Origin of the sequence: Micromonospora sp. A3M-1-15, assembly GCF_024213425.1 — a bacterium.
Classification (GTDB): domain Bacteria; phylum Actinomycetota; class Actinomycetes; order Mycobacteriales; family Micromonosporaceae; genus Micromonospora; species Micromonospora chersina.
On record NZ_JANAVK010000008.1, the window covers coordinates 90,494 to 108,773 of the forward strand.

General features: G+C 73.4%; 15 protein-coding genes. 14 read left to right on the plus strand and 1 reads right to left on the minus strand.

Annotated features, from left to right (window positions below; translation table 11 throughout):
* The first annotated feature begins 497 nt into the window (after positions 1–497).
* The 9 genes from NLX85_RS30690 to NLX85_RS30730 all read left to right on the plus strand — a co-directional run bounded on the left by NLX85_RS30690 (position 498) and on the right by NLX85_RS30730 (position 13,882).
* Positions 498–2,309 (plus strand): Wzz/FepE/Etk N-terminal domain-containing protein, encoded by a 1,812-nt coding sequence (locus NLX85_RS30690; protein WP_254341097.1) that lies wholly within the window; start codon positions 498–500, stop codon positions 2,307–2,309.
* Positions 2,306–3,307: a DUF3048 domain-containing protein gene (locus tag NLX85_RS30695; protein WP_254341098.1), complete on the plus strand. Its 1,002-nt coding sequence runs from the start codon at positions 2,306–2,308 to the stop codon at positions 3,305–3,307. Before NLX85_RS30690 ends, NLX85_RS30695 begins: the two co-directional genes overlap by 4 nt.
* Positions 3,304–4,788: an O-antigen ligase gene (locus NLX85_RS30700; protein WP_254341100.1), complete on the plus strand. Its 1,485-nt coding sequence runs from the start codon at positions 3,304–3,306 to the stop codon at positions 4,786–4,788. Before NLX85_RS30695 ends, NLX85_RS30700 begins: the two co-directional genes overlap by 4 nt.
* Positions 4,788–5,993, plus strand: coding sequence for a hypothetical protein (locus NLX85_RS30705; protein ID WP_254341104.1), 1,206 nt, complete (start codon positions 4,788–4,790; stop codon positions 5,991–5,993). Before NLX85_RS30700 ends, NLX85_RS30705 begins: the two co-directional genes overlap by 1 nt.
* A gap of 17 nt (positions 5,994–6,010) precedes the next feature.
* Positions 6,011–6,874, plus strand: a complete 864-nt coding sequence (locus NLX85_RS30710) for a sulfotransferase (protein ID WP_254341105.1) — start codon at positions 6,011–6,013, stop codon at positions 6,872–6,874.
* Positions 6,844–8,454 carry a lipopolysaccharide biosynthesis protein gene (locus NLX85_RS30715; protein ID WP_254341106.1) on the plus strand — a complete coding sequence of 537 codons (1,611 nt, stop codon included), beginning with the start codon at positions 6,844–6,846 and terminating at the stop codon, positions 8,452–8,454. The genes NLX85_RS30710 and NLX85_RS30715 overlap by 31 nt, the downstream gene beginning before the upstream one ends.
* Positions 8,455–8,482: 28 nt before the next feature.
* A complete protein-coding gene (locus NLX85_RS30720; RefSeq protein ID WP_254341107.1) occupies positions 8,483–9,415 on the plus strand; it encodes a sulfotransferase in 933 nt (310 codons plus the stop codon).
* Between the two features lie 158 nt (positions 9,416–9,573).
* Positions 9,574–10,620 (plus strand): glycoside hydrolase family 26 protein, encoded by a 1,047-nt coding sequence (locus NLX85_RS30725; RefSeq protein WP_254341108.1) that lies wholly within the window; start codon positions 9,574–9,576, stop codon positions 10,618–10,620.
* 187 nt (positions 10,621–10,807) lie between these two features.
* Positions 10,808–13,882, plus strand: coding sequence for a malectin domain-containing carbohydrate-binding protein (locus tag NLX85_RS30730; protein WP_254341109.1), 3,075 nt, complete (start codon positions 10,808–10,810; stop codon positions 13,880–13,882).
* 70 nt (positions 13,883–13,952) lie between these two features.
* Here the strand turns inward: NLX85_RS30730 and NLX85_RS30735 are convergent, their stop codons facing one another.
* Positions 13,953–14,345 carry a cyclic nucleotide-binding/CBS domain-containing protein gene (locus NLX85_RS30735; protein ID WP_148429006.1) on the minus strand — a complete coding sequence of 131 codons (393 nt, stop codon included), beginning with the start codon at positions 14,343–14,345 and terminating at the stop codon, positions 13,953–13,955.
* A gap of 112 nt (positions 14,346–14,457) precedes the next feature.
* On the opposite strand from NLX85_RS30735, the gene NLX85_RS30740 reads away from it, so the two are divergent.
* The 5 genes from NLX85_RS30740 to NLX85_RS30760 all read left to right on the plus strand — a co-directional run bounded on the left by NLX85_RS30740 (position 14,458) and on the right by NLX85_RS30760 (position 18,267).
* Positions 14,458–14,907: an NUDIX hydrolase gene (locus NLX85_RS30740; protein ID WP_254341110.1), complete on the plus strand. Its 450-nt coding sequence runs from the start codon at positions 14,458–14,460 to the stop codon at positions 14,905–14,907.
* Positions 14,904–15,710, plus strand: a complete 807-nt coding sequence (locus NLX85_RS30745; protein WP_254341111.1) for a hypothetical protein — start codon at positions 14,904–14,906, stop codon at positions 15,708–15,710. The genes NLX85_RS30740 and NLX85_RS30745 overlap by 4 nt, the downstream gene beginning before the upstream one ends.
* A 70-nt stretch (positions 15,711–15,780) precedes the next feature.
* Positions 15,781–16,512, plus strand: a complete 732-nt coding sequence (locus NLX85_RS30750) for a sugar phosphate nucleotidyltransferase (RefSeq protein WP_254341112.1) — start codon at positions 15,781–15,783, stop codon at positions 16,510–16,512.
* Positions 16,500–17,567, plus strand: coding sequence for an iron-containing alcohol dehydrogenase family protein (locus tag NLX85_RS30755; RefSeq protein WP_254341113.1), 1,068 nt, complete (start codon positions 16,500–16,502; stop codon positions 17,565–17,567). The genes NLX85_RS30750 and NLX85_RS30755 overlap by 13 nt, the downstream gene beginning before the upstream one ends.
* Positions 17,542–18,267, plus strand: coding sequence for a CDP-alcohol phosphatidyltransferase family protein (locus NLX85_RS30760; protein WP_254341114.1), 726 nt, complete (start codon positions 17,542–17,544; stop codon positions 18,265–18,267). Before NLX85_RS30755 ends, NLX85_RS30760 begins: the two co-directional genes overlap by 26 nt.
* Positions 18,268–18,280: the final 13 nt, after the last annotated feature.

An 18,280-nucleotide genomic window follows, 5' to 3' on the forward strand; every position in this document is an offset into this window, starting at 1 on the left:
AACGTTCCTCCCCGTAGGCCGCGACCGCGTCCGGATTTTCGCGAATGACCCTCGGACGCGTCATGACAACCTACTGGCGCGGGGGTGGCCAACTGAAGGGGCCATTGGACGGATCCCCACCCACCGGTCGGGTCACCCCGGGAATCCCGTCGCCGGGATCCGGGCGGGCGTGCGACCGCCGAGGTCAGCCGGTCGCGGCCGGCACGGCGGGCCGGGCCAACCACGCGGGCCGGGCATGTGTCAGGATTCCGTCACCGCTCCGCACAGGGCCGGCGGCGACGCTGGCCACGGGGGCAGGTCGGGCCCCATGCCGGGAAACCCGCCGAATGGCCAGCGCCGATCGGCCATATCTACGCGGGCTGCCTACACCTGGGCAGGCTTACCGGAACGTGAGCAGACTTTCCCTCATCGTTCGGATCGGGGACACTCAAGGTCACGGTCAGGTCCAGCTGCGCCGTGGACTGCCCGGCTCGGTCGAAAGGGAGCGACAGACTCTGATGCCCTCACCCCATTTGGCCGAGAGCGACTCCGACGGTCTTGCCCTCATGGCCTACCTGGGCTGGCTGCGCCGCCGTTGGTGGATCCTCGTGCTCGCCGCGGTCCTCGGCCTGGCCGGCGGCCTGGCGGTGAGCCAGCTCCAGCACGCGCGCTACACGTCGGGCACGTCGCTGCTGGTCCGCCCGCTCAGCGCCGGCGCGGAGAGCAACCCCAACGCCAAGGTGAACCTCGACACCGAGGCCCAGGTGGTCCGTTCGCTGGTCGTGGCCGAGCGCGCCAAGGGCCTCATGAAGGTCGACACCGGGGCCGACCAGCTCGTGAAGTCGGTGACGGTCACCGTCCCGCCGAACAGCCAGATCCTCCAGGTGGGCTACGAGGCCGACAGCCCCGCCCAGGCGCAGGCCGGGTCGCACGCCTTCGCGCAGGCCTACCTCGACCTGCGCAAGGCCACCGCGCAGAAGGCGCTGGAGAACGAGACCACCGCGCTCAAGCAGCAGATCACCGACGTGAACAAGCAGCTCAGCGCGGTCGCCGGGCGGATCGCCGCGGCGCCGGCCAACAGCCCGGAGCGGGAGCGCGCCGAGGCTGACCGGAACGTGCTTACCAACCAGCTCACCTCGCTGAACAACCGGCTCAGCCCGCTGCTGTCCGCCGACAGCGACCCGGGCGAGATCATCTCGGACGCCCGGCTGCCGGAGAGCCCCAGCTCGCCGAACCGGACCCTGAACCTGGCCAGCGGCATGGGCGCCGGCCTGCTGCTCGGCATCGTGCTGGCGCTGGTGCTGGACCGGCTCGACACCCGCATCCGCCGGGGGCGCGACATCTCCGACCGCGTCGGCCTGCCGCTGCTGCTGGAGCTGCCCACGCGCACCCCGTCGCTGACGGTCCTGCCGGCCACCCACAAGATCTCCCGCGAGCTGGGCCGGCTGCGCAACGTGCTGCTCTCCGCGGTGCCCGAGCCGGCGCAGGCCGGTCGGGGGCGTCAACTACTGCTGTGCGACGGCTCGGCCGGCACCGCCGCCGGGTTCGTGGCGGCCAACCTGGCCGCCGCGTACGCCCGCACCGGCCAGCAGGTCGCCCTGATCACCACCAAGCCGGACTCGGCGCTGAGCGGCATCACCGGCGTGGCCGAGGGGCGGCACAGCCTGGCCTCGGTGCTCCGCCGGGACGTGCCGGCGCTCAAGGCGCTGGCCCCGCTGCCCGGTCTCGGCCAGCTCCGGGTGCTCGTGCCGGGCGACCTGGACGCCGAGGTCGAGCTGCCGGTCTCCGGCCTGCTGGAGATCCTGCGCGAGCTGTCCGCGCGCTTCGACCACGTGATCATCGAGACCGCCCAGCCGACCCTCGCCGTGGAGGCCCAGGCGCTGGGCCGGCATGTCGACGCCGTGATCGTGGTCGCCGAGAGCGGGCGGACCCGCAGCGGTGAGATCACCGCCGCGCTCCAGCAGTTCGAGCAGGTCAACGCCCCGGTGATCGGCGCCGTGCTGGCTCCGCGCCTGCCCGCGCCGGCGCCCGCCGCCACCCGCCCGGCGGCCCCGGCCAACCGGCCCAAGCCCCGGCCGGGCCCCGGCCCGTCCGCCGAGTCCACCATGGTGCTGCCCCGGATGCACCCGTCCGCATCGGGCGCCTCCGCCGGGTCGGGCACGACCGCCGGGTCGGCGAAGCCGTCCGCACCGGGCAAGGCGTCGGCCCCCGTCAAGCCGCCGGCGCCGGGCAAGCCGCTGCCGGTCAACGGCAGCGGCGGCACATACCGGTCCCGTGGTGACGGCGACGGCCGCAGCTATGCGCTGGACTCCGGCGAGGACCTGGGGTGAACCGCCGGCAGATGCTCCGCGCCGCCCTCGCACCGGCCCTCGTGGTCGGCCTCGGCACGGCCTGCAGCGAGCCCCAGCCCGAGGCGGGCAGCGTCGACGTGGTCGACCCGGGCAGCGCCCCGGCGACGCCCGCGCCGAGCCCGACCCCGAGCCTGCCGGCCGGCCCGCTGACCGGCGCGCCGGTGAGCGCGGCGCCGCTGGCCGGCCGCCAGGCGGTCGCCGTGCCGCTGCGGGTGAGCCCCTCGACCACGCCGGCCGGGCTGGACGCGGCCGACCTGGTCTACGCCGAGTTCGCCGAGTCGGACACGCTGCACCTGACCGCGGTGTTCCAGTCCCGGGACGCCGCGAAGATCGGTCCGGTCGCCGAGATCCGTCCGGTCGACATCCGGTCGGTCGGCGTGCTGCACCCGGTCGTCGGCTACGCCGGCGGCCCCACCGGCTTCCTCAGCCAGTTCGAGAAGTCCGGGCTGGCCGGGGTCACGCCGGACGACGGCGACGCCATCGACGACGGCTACACCTCGACGGCCGCGCTGCTCAAGGCCGCGCCGAAGGGCGGCCAGCCGCCCACGCCGCCCCTCGACCACGCCACCGACGGCGCCGCCCTGGCCGCGCGGGACCTCGTCCCGGCCACCGAACTGTCGGTCGCCGTCTCCGGCGGCCCGCCCATGGTCTGGCGGTACGACCAGCAGAAGTCGCTCTGGGTGGGCAAGGTCGGCACCGCCACGGTGACCGCCGCCTCGGTGATCGTGCTGACGATGGAATACCGGACGCTCGACGTGCGGAACCCGTCGCCGCGATCGCTCCCGTCGGCGAACGTCTTCGGCGAGGGCGCGGTGGTCGCGGTCTCCGGGCCGTCCAGCGCGAAGGGCCGGTGGCGCAAGCCGGGCCAGGGCATGGTCTGCACCCTCGCCGACAACGGCGGCGACCTCCTGCACCCGCAGCCGGGCAACGCCTGGGTGATCTACGCGCCGACCACCGCCAAGGTCACCGTGAAATGAGCACGGTCACCCCGTCCCGCCCGGCGCGCGGGTCGGCCCCGGTCGGCGCGGCACCGCCGCCCGCCGGGACCCGGCTCCCGCCGGCCACGGTGCGGCCGAAGGGCTGGTCGCTGCGGTTGCCCACGGCGTGGCCGCTGATCGCGCTCTTCGTGCTCTACCCGCTGTGGTGGGCGCTCGGGGTGTCCAGCTTCGTCTTCGTCGTCTTCGCGGTGCCGATGCTGGTGCAGATGGTCCGCCGGGGCCCGCTCCGGGTGCCGCCCGGCTTCGGGATCTGGCTGCTCCTGCTGCTCTGGCTGGTCCTCTCCGCCGCGATGCTCGGCCTCACCGCGCCGAACACGCTGCCGCCGGGCGGCGGTGGCCGGTACATCGGCTGGGCCATCCGGCTGGCCAACTTCGTCGGCATGACCGTGGTCATGCTCTACGTCTACAACCTCAGCGAGCGGGAACTGTCCCGGCGCCGGGTCGTCCGGCTCTTCGGGTTCATGGGCGTGGTCGTGGTGATCGGCGGCTGGCTCGGCTCGCTCTTCCCGACCCTCGGCTTCATCGCTCCGCTGCGGTTCATCCTGCCGCACTCGATCGCCAGCCAACCCTTCGTCGCCTCGCTCATGGACGTGAAGTTCGCCCAGGTCCAGCAGGTGATCGAGGGCGAGGCCAGCTCGCCCCGGCCGTCCGCGCCGTTCACCTACACGAACTCGTGGGGTGAGAACACGGCGATCCTGCTCATCTGGCTGATCGTCGGCTGGGTGGTGCTGGGCAGGCCGCTGCGCCGGGTGGCCGGCGTGGCGATCGTGCTGGCCGCGATCTTCCCGATCATCTACTCGCTCAACCGCGGCCTCTGGATCGGCCTCGGCATCTCCGCGGTCTACGTGGCCTTCCGGCTCGCCCTGCGCGGGCGGATGGTGGTGCTCGGCGGGCTCGCCCTGGCGGTCGGGCTCATCGGGGTGCTGATCGTCGCCACACCACTGGGCCGCACCTTCGACGAGCGACTGCAGAACGGGCACAGCGACGACATCCGCACCACCCTCTCCGAGGGCGCGGTCACCGCGGCCAACCACTCACCGATCCTCGGCTACGGCGGCAACCGGGCGCTGATCGGCAGCAACCGGTCGATCGCCATCGGCAAGTCCGACGACTGCAAGCAGTGCGGCAACCGGGAACTGGGCAGCAACGGCCAACTGTGGGCGCTGCTGGTCGGCCAGGGCTACGTGGGCGCGATCTGCTACAACGGCTTCTTCCTCTACTGCCTCTGGCGCTACCGCCGCGACCACAGCGCGATCGGCATCGCCGGCAGTCTCGTGCTCATCCTCATGCTCTTCTTCCAGTTCACCTACGGGGCCCTGGAAGCCACCCTCGCCTACGGCCTGATCTCGGTCGCCCTGCTCGCCCGCAACGACCGGCTCCGCCGGGCGCTCGCGCCGGCGCCGCCCCAGGGCACCGTGGCCGGGCTGCGGGCCCGACTGGAAGCAGCCGGTGACCACTGATGGTGTTCCGCGTACCCCCGGACGGCGACGGCCGCTCCGCCTACCTCGGTGAGCTGGCCGGGCTGATCTGGCCCGAGCCGGCCGAACCCGCGCTGGGCAAGGGAGGCGCCGGCTGGGTGGTGGTGCCCTCGGCGTCCCGCCCCCGGCTGCTGGTGCCCACCGGCTCCGGCCGGGCCGCGGCGAGCGCGGTCCGGCACTCCACCGAGGCGGTCGGCCGCAAGGCCAGGCTGGTCCGGCAGGGGCTGGCCACCGCGTTCCGGCTCGGGCTGGGGCCGCTGGTGTTCCGCGACCGGCTGGTGGTGACCGGCGGTGGGCTGGACGCGTACCTGGCCGAGGTGCTGGGCGAGCGGGCGCTGGTCAGCCTGCACATCGGGCCGGCCCGGGCGAACCGCAAGCCGGTGCTGCAACTGCTCGCCCCGGACGGCCGGGCCCTCGGCTACGCGAAGCTCGGCGTCGACCCGCTGACCCGTGCCCTGGTCGACGCGGAGGCCGCCGCGCTGCGCCGGCTGGCCGACCTGCCGCTCGGCCCGGTCACCGTGGCCGGGGTACGCCACCACGGCGACTGGCACGGGCACGCGCTGCTGGTGCAGGAGGCGCTGCCGGTGCGGCTGCCGCGGGCCACCCCGGCCGCCGCCGAGGCGGCCGAGCGGGCGGCCATGGTGGCGGTCGCCGGCTGTCTCGGCGTACGCCGGCGGTCGTGGGCGGGGAGCGACCACGCGGCCCGGCTGGCCGACGCGGTGGACGCGCTCGGCGCGCGGCCGGAGGCCGGGCGGCTGCGTGCGGCGCTCAAGACGGTCGCGGACCTGGACCCGACGGTGGCCTTCGGCGCCTGGCACGGGGACTGGAACAGCGGCAACAGCGCCGTGCTGGCCGACGGCCGGGTGCTGGTCTGGGACTGGGAGCGGTTCGAGGCGGACGTGCCGGTCGGCTACGACGAGCTGCACCGGGCGGTGCAGACCGCGATCGGCAACGACGGGGTCGAGCCGGTCGAGGCGGCGCGGGCGCTGATCGCCGGGGCGGACCGGGCGCTCGCGCCGTTCGACCCCGATGGGCGGGGCGCCGACCTGGTCGCCGTGCTCTACCTGGTTGAGCTGGCGGCCCGCTATCTGCGGGACCGGCAGGCGGAGGCGGGTGCGCGACTGGGGCACGTCGACACCTGGTTGCTGCCCGCCGTGGAGGAGCACCTGGCCCGTCGGGCCCGGTGAGAGTGAGGAGTGGGGACGTGACGCTGGCCAAGGAGCAGGCGCTCCGTGCGGTGAAGTCGGTGAGCCGGACGGTCGGTCGGCTGACCGCCGGGTCGCGGATGGTGCCGGGATTCCTGATCGTGGGGGCGCAGCGCTGCGGCACCACCTCGCTGTTCAAGACGCTCTCCCAGCACCCGGGGGTGCTGCCGCCCGCCTACCACAAGGGCGTGCACTACTTCGACGTGGACTACCGCCGGGGGATGAACTGGTACCTCGGGCACTTCCCCACGACCGCGAAGGCGGAGGCGGTGAAGGAGCAGGTCGGCGTACGCGGGGTCACCGGTGAGTCGAGCCCGTACTACATGTTCCACCCGCTGGCGGCGCAGCGGATCGCCAAGGACCTGCCCTCGGTGAAGCTGCTCGTGCTGCTCCGCGACCCGGTGGAGCGGGCCTACTCGGCGCACTCCCACGAGCTGGCCCGGGGCTACGAGACCGAGCCGGACTTCGAGCGGGCGCTGGCGCTGGAGGAGGAGCGGACGGCGGGCGAGCGGGAGCGGATGACCGCCGACCCGACGTACGCGAGCCACCACCTCCAGCACAACGCGTACCTGGCCCGGGGGCGCTACATCGAGCAGGTGGAGCGGCTGGAGGCGCTGGTCGGCCGGGAGCGGTTGCACGTGATCGACAGCGACGACTTCTTCGCCGATCCGCGGCCCTCCTTCGACGCGGTCTGCGACTTCCTCGACCTGCCCCGGTGGGCGGACATCGCCTTCGGCAAGCACAATTCGCGGTCCCGCTCGCCCATGTCGGCCGAGCTGCGGGCGCGGCTGGAGCACCACTTCGCCCCGTACGACGAGCGGCTGGCCACCTGGTGGGGACGCGTGCCGTCGTGGCGGCGGTGACCCGGCTGGACGCCGGCGGCACCCCGACGCTCACCGCACCGGCCGGCGGTCCCGGCGCGGGCCTGGGCGGCGCGGCCCGGCAGGGCTTCGCCAACCTGGTCGGGGTGGGCCTGGCGGCGGTGGCCGGCTTCGGGCTGAACATCGTCATCGCCCGCGGCTGGTCGGTCCGCGAGGCCGGCATGTTCTTCGCGGCCACCAGCGCCTTCATGATCGCGGCGTCGGCGGCGCGGCTCGGCACCGACGTGGGGACCGTCTACTTCGTCAGCCGGCACCGGACGCTCGACCAGCGGGACCGGATCCGCGGCACGATCCTGGCCGGGCTGCTGCCGGTGCTGGCGGTCGGCGCGCTGCTCGGCCTGGCCGGCTGGCTGGCCGCCCCGGCCCTGGCCGAGGCCACCATGCCGGAGGCCGGCCCCGGCGGGGTGACCGCGCTGCGCATCCTGCTGGCGTTCGTGCCGCTGGCCGCGCTGAACGACTACGCGCTGGCCGCCTGCCGCGGCTTCGGCCAGATGCGGCCGCTGCTCACCGTGGAACGGCTGGGCCGCACCCTGGTGCAGTTCCTGGCCGTGGCGGTGGCCGCCTGGCTCGGGCTCTCCGCCACCGTGGCGCTGCCGCTGGCCTGGGTGGTGCCCTACCTGCTCGCCGCGGCGGTCGCGCTGGCCTGGCTGGGCCGGCTGGTCCGCCGGGCCGGTCGGCAGGTGACCCGGCCGGTGCCGACGGGCGAGCTGGTCGGGCCGTTCTGGCGGTTCACCGGGCCGCGTGCGGTCAGCAGCCTGGCCGCGATCGTGGTGCAGCGACTGGACATCGTGCTGCTCAGCGCCCTGCGCGGGCCGGCCGACGCGGCTATCTACACGGCGGCGACCCGGTTCCTGGCGCTCGGTCAGCTTTCCAGCGTCGCGCTCTCCAGCTCGGTGCAGCACCGGCTGGCGGCCGCCTTCGCCCGCGACGACCGGGCCGAGGCGCGGCAGCTCTACCAGGCCGCGACCGGGTGGCTGGTGCTGCTCTCCTGGCCGGCCTACCTGCTCTTCGCGGCGTTCGCCACGCCGATGCTGGCGCTGTTCGGCTCCGGCTACGGCGACGGTCACCGGGTGGTGCTGCTGCTCGCGCTGACCATGCTGGTGGCCACCGGCTGCGGCATGGTCGACATGGTGCTGAACATGGCCGGTCGGACCGCCTGGACCTTCTACAACGCGATGGCCGGCACGGTGCTCAACGTGGTCGCCAACCTCCTGCTCATCCCGCGGTACGGCATCCTCGGCGCGGCCCTGGCCTGGACCGTCTCCATCCTGGTCACCAACCTGGTGCCGCTGGGCCAGCTCTGGTGGTCGATGCGGCTGCACCCGTTCGGCGCCGGCACCCGGGCCGCCATGGCGCTGGCCCTCGCCGCGTTCGGCGTGCCGCTCGGGGTGGCCAGCCTGCTCGACGCCCCGGTGCCGGTGCTCGCCCTGGTGGCGGCCGGCGGCGCGGCGGCGTACCTGGCCGGCGCCTGGCGGTGGCGGACCACCCTGCACCTCGACGCACTGCGCGCGCTGCGGCGGGGCCGGAACCGCACCGGCGCGAACCCGGCCGCCCAATCCTGACCCGTTCCCGCCTACCGATGGGACCCCGATGACCAGCAGCACGCCCCTCGCCCCGCACTCCGGCCTGTCGACCGTGAAGGCCGCGAAGCTCGCCGCCGTCGGCCTGCTGGCGGACCGGAAGGAACGCCGGGAGCTGGAGCGGCCGGTGGAGGCCGCCAGCCGCAAGCTCACCCTGAAGGTCGAGCGGCCGATCTTCATCCTCGGCGCGCCCCGCTCCGGCACCACGTTCCTGGGCAGCTGCGTGGGCGCGCTGCCGGACGTGTCGTACCACTTCGAGCCCCGGCTGACCAAGGCGGTGGCCCGCTGCGTGTACGAGGGGACCTGGACCCCTCAGCGGGCGGCCCGCTATTTCCGCGGCTACTACGGGGCGCTGCTCGCCGCCTCCGGGCACGGCGGGCTGCGGTTCGCCGAGAAGGACCCGGAGAACTGCTTCATCGTGCCCTTCCTGGCCGAGGTGTTCCCGGACGCGGTCTTCCTGCACGTCTACCGGGACGGCCGGGACGTCGCGGTGTCGCACGCCGAGCAGCCGTGGCTGAACGCCGCCTCGACGGGCACCGGGAAGAGCGGCCGCGGCGGCACGCCGTGGGGGGCCGCGCCCCGGTTCTGGGTGGAACCGGAGCGGCGCGAGGAGTTCAGCCAGGTCTCCGACCTGCGCCGCTCGGCCTGGATGTGGCGCCGTTTCACCAGCAGCGCGCTGGCCCAGCTCGCCGGCCTGCCGGCGGACCGGGTCCGGCACCTCCGCTACGAGGACATCGTCAGCCGGCCCGCCGAGGCGGCCGAGGTGGTCGCCGACTTCCTGGCGGTCGGCGACCCGGCGGGCCGGGAGGCGCTGCACGCCCGGTTCGCCAAGGCCCGGCCGAACTCGGTCGGTCGCTGGCGTCAGCGACTGACCGAACCGGACCTCGCCGACGTGCTCGCCGAGGCGGGGCCGCTGCTCAGGGAACTCGGCTACACCGCGTAAGGGCCGTCGCGCCCGGCGGTCGCGACGGTAGAGTGCCAGGGGTCGCCCGCCCGTCCCGGCGCGCCGCTCCGCTGACGCGGGGCCGCCGGGGCCGAGGACCGTGGGGCCGGCGACCATCCTGGGGAGAGGTTGCGGTGGTACGACGGTTACGACGGACGATGGCGGCCGTGTTCGCCCTGGCCTGCCTCGTTCCGGTGGTGGCGGCCTGTGACTTCGGCTCGGCCGACCGGCCGGACGGTGGCACGACGGCGGCGGCGCCCCCGCCCACGGTGACGCCCCGGACCAGCCCGGTCCGGACCACCGGGCGCGGGCCGGAACTGCCGGAGAAGGGCGCCTGGGTGGGCGCCTGGGTGAAGCCGCAGTTCCACAACGCCACCGGGCGGGCGGCCGCGTTCGACGACTTCAACCGCGCGGCTGGCGGCGAGCTGACCATCGCGCACATGTTCCACGAGTGGAACGAGGCCTTCCCGGGCGCCACCGAGCGGGCCTTCCAGTCCCAGGGGAAGCTCCAGATGATCTCCTGGCAGGGCACCGACACCCGGTCGACGGTCAGCGGCGTCTACGACTCGCTCATCCGGCAGCGGGCCGCGGACGTCAAGGAGTTCGGGGTGCCGGTGCTGCTGCGCTACCGGTGGGAGATGGACCGGCCGAACCTGGCCGCCAGCATGCATTCCCCGGAGGACTACGTCGCCGCCTGGAAGCACGTCCGGGCCATCTTCACCGAGGCCGGCGTCACCAACGCGGCCTGGGTGTGGTGCCCGCACGCGGACGGCTTCGCCGAGCCCGACCGGGACGCCGCCGCCTACTACCCGGGTGACGACCAGGTCGACTGGCTCTGCGCCGACGTCTACCCCGGCCCGGAGTGGAACAGCTTCACCGACCGGATGGACCACTTCATGGCCTTCGCGCAGAAGCACCCGCGGCCGGTGGTCATCGGCGAGTTCGGGCTCACCCAGGAGGGCCGGCCCGGCCAGCGGGCCAACTGGATGCGCGAGGTCGGCCCGTACCTGAAGAAGCACCCGCAGATCAAGGCCGCCGTCTACTTCGCCGCCCGGCAGACCACGAAACCCTTGTACGACAGCACGTTCGGCAACGACCCGGAGAGCGCGGCGGTGTTCCGCGAGATGGCCACCGATCCGTACTTCAACCCCCCGCCGCCGGATCTCAGCGTGTCCTCCGCGCCACCCTCCGTACCAAGTCGATGATCTTCCCTCGTCTTTTCGTGTGAGCTGGGGCGTTTCCTCGGTCAAAAAGGCCGATCCCGGGTGGACGGGCGACGGGCGGATGCGAGAAGGTGTTGCTCTCACGTCTGCGGTCGGCCGTGCGGTGCCCCACCTCGCACCAACACCGGCCATGACCGCAGCGCCTCCGACGTTTCCCCCGGAGTAGCCTGTGGCTTCCTCGATCCTGAGACACCGCTCGGTGTCCGCCCTCGGCGTCGCCGTACTCGGCATCGCCACTTTGTTCACCCCCGTGCCCGCGCTCGCCGCGCCCGCGCCGGACCACACCACGATGGTCAGCGAGGTGCCGACGGACAAGACGCCGAACGTCAACGACGGCAACGTCGTGGCCATCTACGACGCCGGCACCAAGGTGATCGTGGGTGGCTCGTTCACCAAGGCGCAGAACCGCGGCGCGTCGACCACCGAGGTCACCCGGAAGGGCGTGCTGGCCTTCGACAAGGCGACCGGCAAGCTCGACGAGGCCTTCGCCCCGGTGCTCGACGGCGAGGTCACGGCGATCATCGCCGGCCCGACGCCGGGCACCGTCTACCTGGCCGGCACCTTCAACCAGGTCAACGGCACCAACTTCCGGAAGCTCGCCCTGCTCAACGTCGCCGACGGCACGCCGGTCGCCGGCTTCAAGGGCCCGGCGTTCAACGGCACGGTGAGCGACATCGCCCTGGTCGACGGGCGGCTCCTGGTCGGCGGCATCTTCTCCACGGTGACCACGACGACCACCCGTAACGGGCTGGCGTCGCTGAACCCCACCACGGGCGCGGTGACCGACTACCTCACCGTGGCGCTGACCGAGAACCACAACTGGACCAGCACCAACGGCGGCGCCAAGGCCGGCGTCGGCGTGGAGAAGCTGACCGTCTCGCCGGACGGCAAGCACCTCGTGGTCATCGGCAACTTCAAGAAGGCCAACGGCGCCGTCCACGACCAGATCGTCCGGATCGACCTGGGCGACACCGCGGCCACCATCGCCGACTGGAACACCGACCGCTACTCGGCGGCCTGCCGGTACATCTCGTTCGACTCGTACGTGCGGGACGTGCAGTTCTCCCCGGACGGCAAGTACTTCGTCGTGGTGACCACCGGCGCGTCGTACCCGGGGACGCTCTGCGACTCGGCGGCCCGCTGGGAGACCGCCGCCAGCGGCGCCGGCCAGCAGCCGACCTGGGTCAACTACAGCGGCGGCGACACCTTCCTCTCCACGGGCATCAGCGAGAAGGCCATCTACGTCGGCGGCCACTTCCGCTGGTCGAACAACCCCCTGGGCCGGGACCAGGCGGGCCCCGGCGCGGTGCCGCGGGCCAGCATCGCGGCCCTCGACCCGGCCAGCGGCCTGCCGCTGTCGTGGAACCCGGGCCGCCACCCGCGCGGCTACGGGGTCACCGAGATGCTGGTGACCCCGGAGGGCCTCTGGCTGGGCAGCGACCAGGAGTACATCGGCAACTTCGACTACCAGCGGAAGCGGCTCGCCTTCTTCCCGCTGGACGGCGGCAACGCCCCGCACTCCACCAGCACCAAGGGCCTGCCGGGCGACGTCTACCAGGCCGGCCGCGCGGCGCAGACCGAGGTCCTCTACCGGGTCAACGCCGGCGGTCCCGCCATCCCGGCGACCGACGGCGGCCCGGACTGGGCCGGCGACACGGCCACCGAGCCCAGCCCGTACCACAACAGCGGCAGCAACGTGCAGCCGTACTCCACCAACGCGACGTTCGACGCGACGGTGCCGGCGAGCACCCCGGCGACGCTGTTCAACAGCGAGCGGTGGGACCAGGCGACCGCGCCGGACATGCAGTGGGACATCCCCGTCGCCGCGGGCACCCGGGTCGACGTGCGGCTCTACCTGGCCAACCGCTACCCCAAGACCGGCGTGGTCGGCGCGCGCAAGTTCGACGTCAGCGTCGACGGCGTGCTCAAGCTGAACGACTTCGACCCGGTGGCCGCCGCCGGCGGCACGGACCGCGGCACCATGCGGTCCTTCTCCGTGGTCAGCGACGGCGTGGTCGACATCGACTTCGGCCGGGTCGTGGAGAACCCGCTCGTCCAGGGCATCGAGATCGTCAAGACCGCGCCGACGCCGGACGCGGCGGACGTCCTCTACCGGGTCAACGCCGGTGGCGACCAGCTGGCCGCCCCGAGCGGGCCGGCCTGGGCCGGTGACACCGTGGCGGCCCCGAGCCCCTACCACAACACCGGCAGCAACGTTCAGCCGTACACCACCAACGCCAAGCTCGACGCCACCGTGCCGGCCGGCACCCCGGTCGCGCTGTACAACAGCGAGCGCTGGGACCTGGCGACCGCCCCGGACATGCAGTGGGACTTCCCGGTCCCGGCGGGCACCCCGGTCCAGGTGCGGCTCTACCTGGCCAACCGCTACGCCAAGACCGGCGTGGTCGGCGCGCGCAAGTTCGACGTCAGCATCGACGGCGTGCTCAAGCTGAACGACTTCGACCCGGTGGCCGCCGCCGGCGGCACGGACCGCGGCACCATGCGGGCCTTCGCGGTCACCAGCGACGGCAACATCGACATCGACTTCGGTCGGGTCGTGGAGAACCCGCTGGTCCAGGGCATCGAGATCGTCAAGCTCCCGCCGGTGCCGCCGGCCACCACGCTGGACACCGTCACCAAGCGGTCGTACGACGGGGCGAGCGCGGTGGGCGACGCGACCTCGGTGCCCAACCCGGACAACACCCGGTGGTCCACGGTCAAGGGCGCGTTCTGGGTCGGCGGTGACCTGTTCTACGGCGTCAACGGCGACCTCTACAAGCGCTCGTTCGACGGCACCACCTTCGGCACCCCGAAGAAGCTCGACCCGTACCACGACGCCAAGTGGGACCTCGTCGTCACCGGCTCCGCGCCGGAGGGCCAGACCTACGCGGGCATGACGGTCAACTTCTCCGCCGAACTGCCGAACGTGACCGCCATGTTCTACACCGGCGGCCGCATCTACTACACGCTGGCCGGCCAGAGCACCCTGTTCTGGCGCGGGTTCACGCCCGACACCGGTGTCGTCGGCGCCGAGCGGACCACGGTCACCGGCACCACGGCGTTCGCCGACGCGGGCGGCCTGTTCCTGGACGGCAGCACCCTCTACGTCGTCTCCCGGATCACCGGCAACCTCTCCTCGATGGCGTGGTCGGACGGCGCGCCGACCGGCTCCGCCACCGTGCGCAGCGGCCCGGGCGTCGACAACGTGGACTGGCGCGGCACGTCGGTCTTCGTCGGCCCCTGACCCGAAGACGGCACGACACGACGATGGCCCGGCCGGTATCGGCCGGGCCATCGCCCTTTCCGTCGTCGGTTCAGACGCGGGGCGCCGTGTGCTCCCGTGCCCAGACCCGCATCAGGTCGCGTACCGAGATGACCCCGGCCACCTCGCGTCCGTCGAGCACCACCAGGTGCCGGAAACCGCCCCGGGCCATCGCCGCGGCCGCCTCCTCCACCGTCCAGTCCGGGCCCGCGTAGACCACGTCCCAGGTCAGATGGGCTCCGGTGCGTTCGACGTCCGGGTCGAGCCCGGCCCCGATCGCGTTGAGCACGTCGCGTTCGGTCATGATCCCGACCCCCTCGGAGTCCGGGTCGATCACGACCGCCGACCCGACCCGCCGGGCCGACATCATCCGGGCCGCCTGGCGGAGCGTGTGCTCCGGGCCGACCACGAGAATTTCACTGGACATCGCTTCCCGTACCTGCATCACATCACCCCTGTGGGACGGCGGCCTCGGTACGGACATGGTGGGCCATCGATGCGGAACGGGACAAGCCCGGGCATCACCACGAACAGCGCGGGATCGCTACTGTCGTGGGGTGCCCACCGAGCCCCTCCGCTGTGCCGGCGCGCTGATCGTGGACGACGACGGCCGCATCTTCATCCAACGCCGGTCCCCCGAGCGGCGCCTCTTCCCCAACTGCTGGGACATCGTCGGCGGCCACCTCGAACCGGGCGAGGAGGTGGACGACGCGCTGCGCCGGGAGGTCACCGAGGAGACCGGCTGGACCGTCTCGCACGTGCTCGGCCAGGTCGGCGAGTACCGGTACACCGGCGACGACGGGCTGACCCGGGTGGAGACCGACTTCCTGGTCCGGGTGGACGGCGACCTGAGCCGGCCCCGGCTGGAGGCGGGCAAGCACACCGAGTTCCGCTGGCTGGCGGAGCAGGACGTCGACCTGCTCGACGAGCACCGCGACGTCAACGACGGGCTGATCCGGCGGATCGCCGAGAACGCCTTCGCCGCCCTGCGTTCGATCGGTCTGTGAGCGCGACGATCCCGGGTCGCGGCGCGCCGCGGTCTTCGACGCACCGGGTCGGAGCGGGCGACGGTGTGGAGCTGCCGCCGCACCGGTTCGCGGGGCTGGTCGCCCCGGCCGTCGACCGGGCCTTCGTCGCCGGCATGCTCGCCGGCCGTGACGGCGGCGCGGAGCTGAGTTCCCGGTACGGGGGTCCGGCCGCCACCGGCTTCCTCGTGGAGTTCCGCACCCGGCTGGCCGTACCGGGCGGCACGGTGGACGCCGCGGGCTTCGCGGCGGTGACCCGCTACCGGGACCCGGCCGCCTGCCAGCGGGCGCTGGACAAGCAGGTCGCGTACGGGATGATCCAGCGCTTCCCGGACGGCGGCTTCTGCGCCACCGAGCGCGGGCTCGCCTTCCTGGCCGAGCTGTTCGGCGTGCACGGCGAGGTGACCGAGGAGCTCTGGGCGGGGCACGACGAGCGGGTGGCGCGGCTGGTGCCGGCGCTGGGCCGGGTGCTGGCGTACGCGTTCGCGTCCGCGGAGCCCGGCGCCTTCGCGACCATGGCCCCGCCGCACGAGCCGGACGGCACCCCGCCCGGGGTGCTGCTGCTCAACCGGCTGGGCACGCTGCGCTACCACCGGGCGGACGCGCACGCGGCGGCGTGGACGGCGGCGGGGCACACGGCGGCGAGCGTCGTCGAGCTGCCCGACGGGCCGGAGCGGCTGGCGATCGAGCAGGAGACGGACCGCCGGGCGGCCGGCCCGTGGGCGGTGCTCGCCGCGGAGGAACGCCTGGGGCTGCTCGCCGACCTGGCCGCCCTGCCGGGCTGAACCACGGGCGACGGCGGCGCGACGATATCCTCCCCCGGTGGAGCGGAGTCGAGAAGAGGATGGTGCCGGCATGATCGGGATGGTGCTCGCGGCCGGTGCGGGGCGTCGACTGCGCCCGTACACCGACACCCTGCCCAAGGCCCTGGTGCCGGTCGACGGGGAGACCACCATCCTCGACATCGCGCTGCGCAACCTCGCCGAGGTGGGGCTGACCGAGGTCGTGATCGTGGTCGGCTACGCGGCGGACGCGGTCCGGGAGCGGCAGGCCGCGCTGGAGGAGAAGTACGGCGTCACGATCACCCTCGTGGACAACGACAAGGCCGAGGAGTGGAACAACGCGTACTCGCTCTGGCTGGCCCGGGAGCACTTCTCCCGCGGCGTGCTCCTGGTCAACGGCGACACCGTGCACCCGGTGAGCGTGGAGAAGACCCTGCTGGCCGAGCGCGGCCCCGGCATCCTGCTGGCCATCGACAACATCAAGGCGCTGGCCGAGGAGGAGATGAAGACGACCTTCGACGCGGCCGGCCAGCTCACCCGCATCACCAAGCTCATGGACCCGGGCGAGGCGTACGGGGAGTACATCGGCGCGACGCTCATCGAGCCGCAGGTGGCCGGCCCGCTCGCCGACGCCCTGGAGGCGACCTGGCGGCGCGACCCGAACCTCTACTACGAGGACGGCTACCAGGAGTTCGCGGATCGGGGCGGCGAGGTGCGGGCCGCCCCGATCGGCGACGTCTCGTGGGTCGAGGTCGACAACCACGCCGACCTGGCCCGGGCGCGGGAGATCGCGTGCCGCTACTAGCCCGGACGATCCTCACCCCGCTGCACATCGACGTGCGGCGCGGTGCGGTGGCCGACCTCGCCGCGATCCTGGTCGACGGGCGGATCTCCGCCGGCGGCGACGTGGCGGTGGTGGTCGGCCCCGGGCAGGGCGAGCAGATCGCCGAGCTGATCCGCCCCTCGCTGCGGTCGGCCGACCTGTTCACCGTGGCCGGCGGCACCCTGGACGCCGCCGACGATCTGGGCGCCAAGCTGCGCAACCGGTCGTACGACGCGGTGGTGGGCATCGGCGGCGGCAAGACCATCGACGTGGCGAAGTACGCGGCCACCCGGCGCGGCCTGCCCATGGTCACCGTGGCGACCGCGCTGGCCAACGACGGCATCGCCTCGCCGGTGGCCAGCCTCGTCACCGACGGGATCAAGGGCTCCTACGGCGTGCACATCCCGATCGCCGTGATCGTCGACCTGGACTTCGTCGAGGCGGGGCCGGAGCGGCACAACCGGGCCGGCATCGGCGACGTGGTGAGCAACATCAGCGCGCTGGCCGACTGGGAACTGGCCAGGCAGGTCCGCGGGGAACCGGTGGACGGCCTGGCCGCCTCGCTGGCCCGGATGGGCGCCGAGGCGGTGCTCGCGCACCGGGGCGACATGAGCGACGACGCCTTCGTCACCGTGCTGGCCGAGGCGTTGATCTCCACCGGCCTGGCCATGGCGGTCTGCGGCACCAGCCGCCCGGCCAGCGGCGGCTGCCACGAGATCATGCACGCAGTCGACGCGCTCTATCCGGGCACCGCCTCGCACGGGGAGCTGGCCGGGCTCGGCGCGCTGTTCTGCACCTTCCTCCGCGGCGACGAGCGCCGGTTCGCGGAGATGTCAGCCTGCCTGGCCCGGCACGGCCTGCCCCGGCTCCCCGCCGACGTGGGCCTGAGCGACGAGCGGTTCGTCGAGGCGGTGCAGTTCGCGCCGGCCACCCGGCCGGACCGCTACACCATCCTCGAACACCTGGCGATGTCGCCTACCGAGACGCGAGAGCGGCTGGCAGACTACGTCGGTGCACTCCGCGACCACCTTGACTGAGCCGTCCCGCCCCTCCGTCGCCGACTTCCACCGGGTCAACCGGGGCGGCGGCCTGTTCAGCGAGTCGATCAGCCAGTGGATCGGCGCGGTCTTCGCGCTGGTGGCCCAGCGCCTGGGCCTGCGCCCGACCGCGCTGACCGTCACCAACCTGGTGCTCGGCCTGGCCGCCTCGGTCACCGTGGTCGCGCTCGCCCCGAAGGTCGCCGCCGGCTCCGTCCCGGCCTGGGTCGTCGGGCTGGTCGCTCTGGTCGCCTGGCAGATCGCGTACGCGCTGGACTGCGCGGACGGTCAGCTCGCCCGGGTCACCAAGCAGAACAACCCGGCCGGCGCCCGGGTCGACGTGCTCTGCGACGTGGCCGCCCAGATCGCCCTGGTCACCGCGCTCGGGGCGACCGCCGTGGCGCAGCGCCCCTCGACGCCCACCTGGCTGATCGCGGTCTTCGCCGGCACCTGGATGGTCAACCTGGTCACCTCGGTGATGCAGGCCGGCCCGAACGCGGCCAGCATGGTCACCTCGACCTCGCTCCCGGTCCGCCTGGCGAAGCTGGTCCGCGACTACGGCGCCGTGATCTTCCTGGCCGGCCTGGTCCTGACCGTGGCACCGGCCCTGACCGTCTGGGTGATCGTCGCCTTCACGATTGTCAACGGCGGCTTCCTCCTGGCCAGCATCGCCTTCTCCGCCCGCGCCTCGCTCCGCTGACCCCGAGGTTGGT

Excerpts from the sequence above, each read along its gene's own strand:
- NLX85_RS30690 (WP_254341097.1), top strand. The coding sequence starts at position 498 with ATGCCCTCACCCCATTTGGCCGAGAGCGACTCCGACGGTCTTGCCCTC.
- NLX85_RS30700 (WP_254341100.1), top strand. The coding sequence starts at position 3,304 with ATGAGCACGGTCACCCCGTCCCGCCCGGCGCGCGGGTCGGCCCCGGTC.
- NLX85_RS30705 (WP_254341104.1), top strand. The coding sequence starts at position 4,788 with ATGGTGTTCCGCGTACCCCCGGACGGCGACGGCCGCTCCGCCTACCTC.
- NLX85_RS30720 (WP_254341107.1), top strand. The coding sequence starts at position 8,483 with ATGACCAGCAGCACGCCCCTCGCCCCGCACTCCGGCCTGTCGACCGTG.
- NLX85_RS30725 (WP_254341108.1), top strand. The coding sequence starts at position 9,574 with ATGGCGGCCGTGTTCGCCCTGGCCTGCCTCGTTCCGGTGGTGGCGGCC.
- NLX85_RS30735 (WP_148429006.1), bottom strand. The coding sequence starts at position 14,345 with ATGCAGGTACGGGAAGCGATGTCCAGTGAAATTCTCGTGGTCGGCCCG.
- NLX85_RS30750 (WP_254341112.1), top strand. The coding sequence starts at position 15,781 with ATGATCGGGATGGTGCTCGCGGCCGGTGCGGGGCGTCGACTGCGCCCG.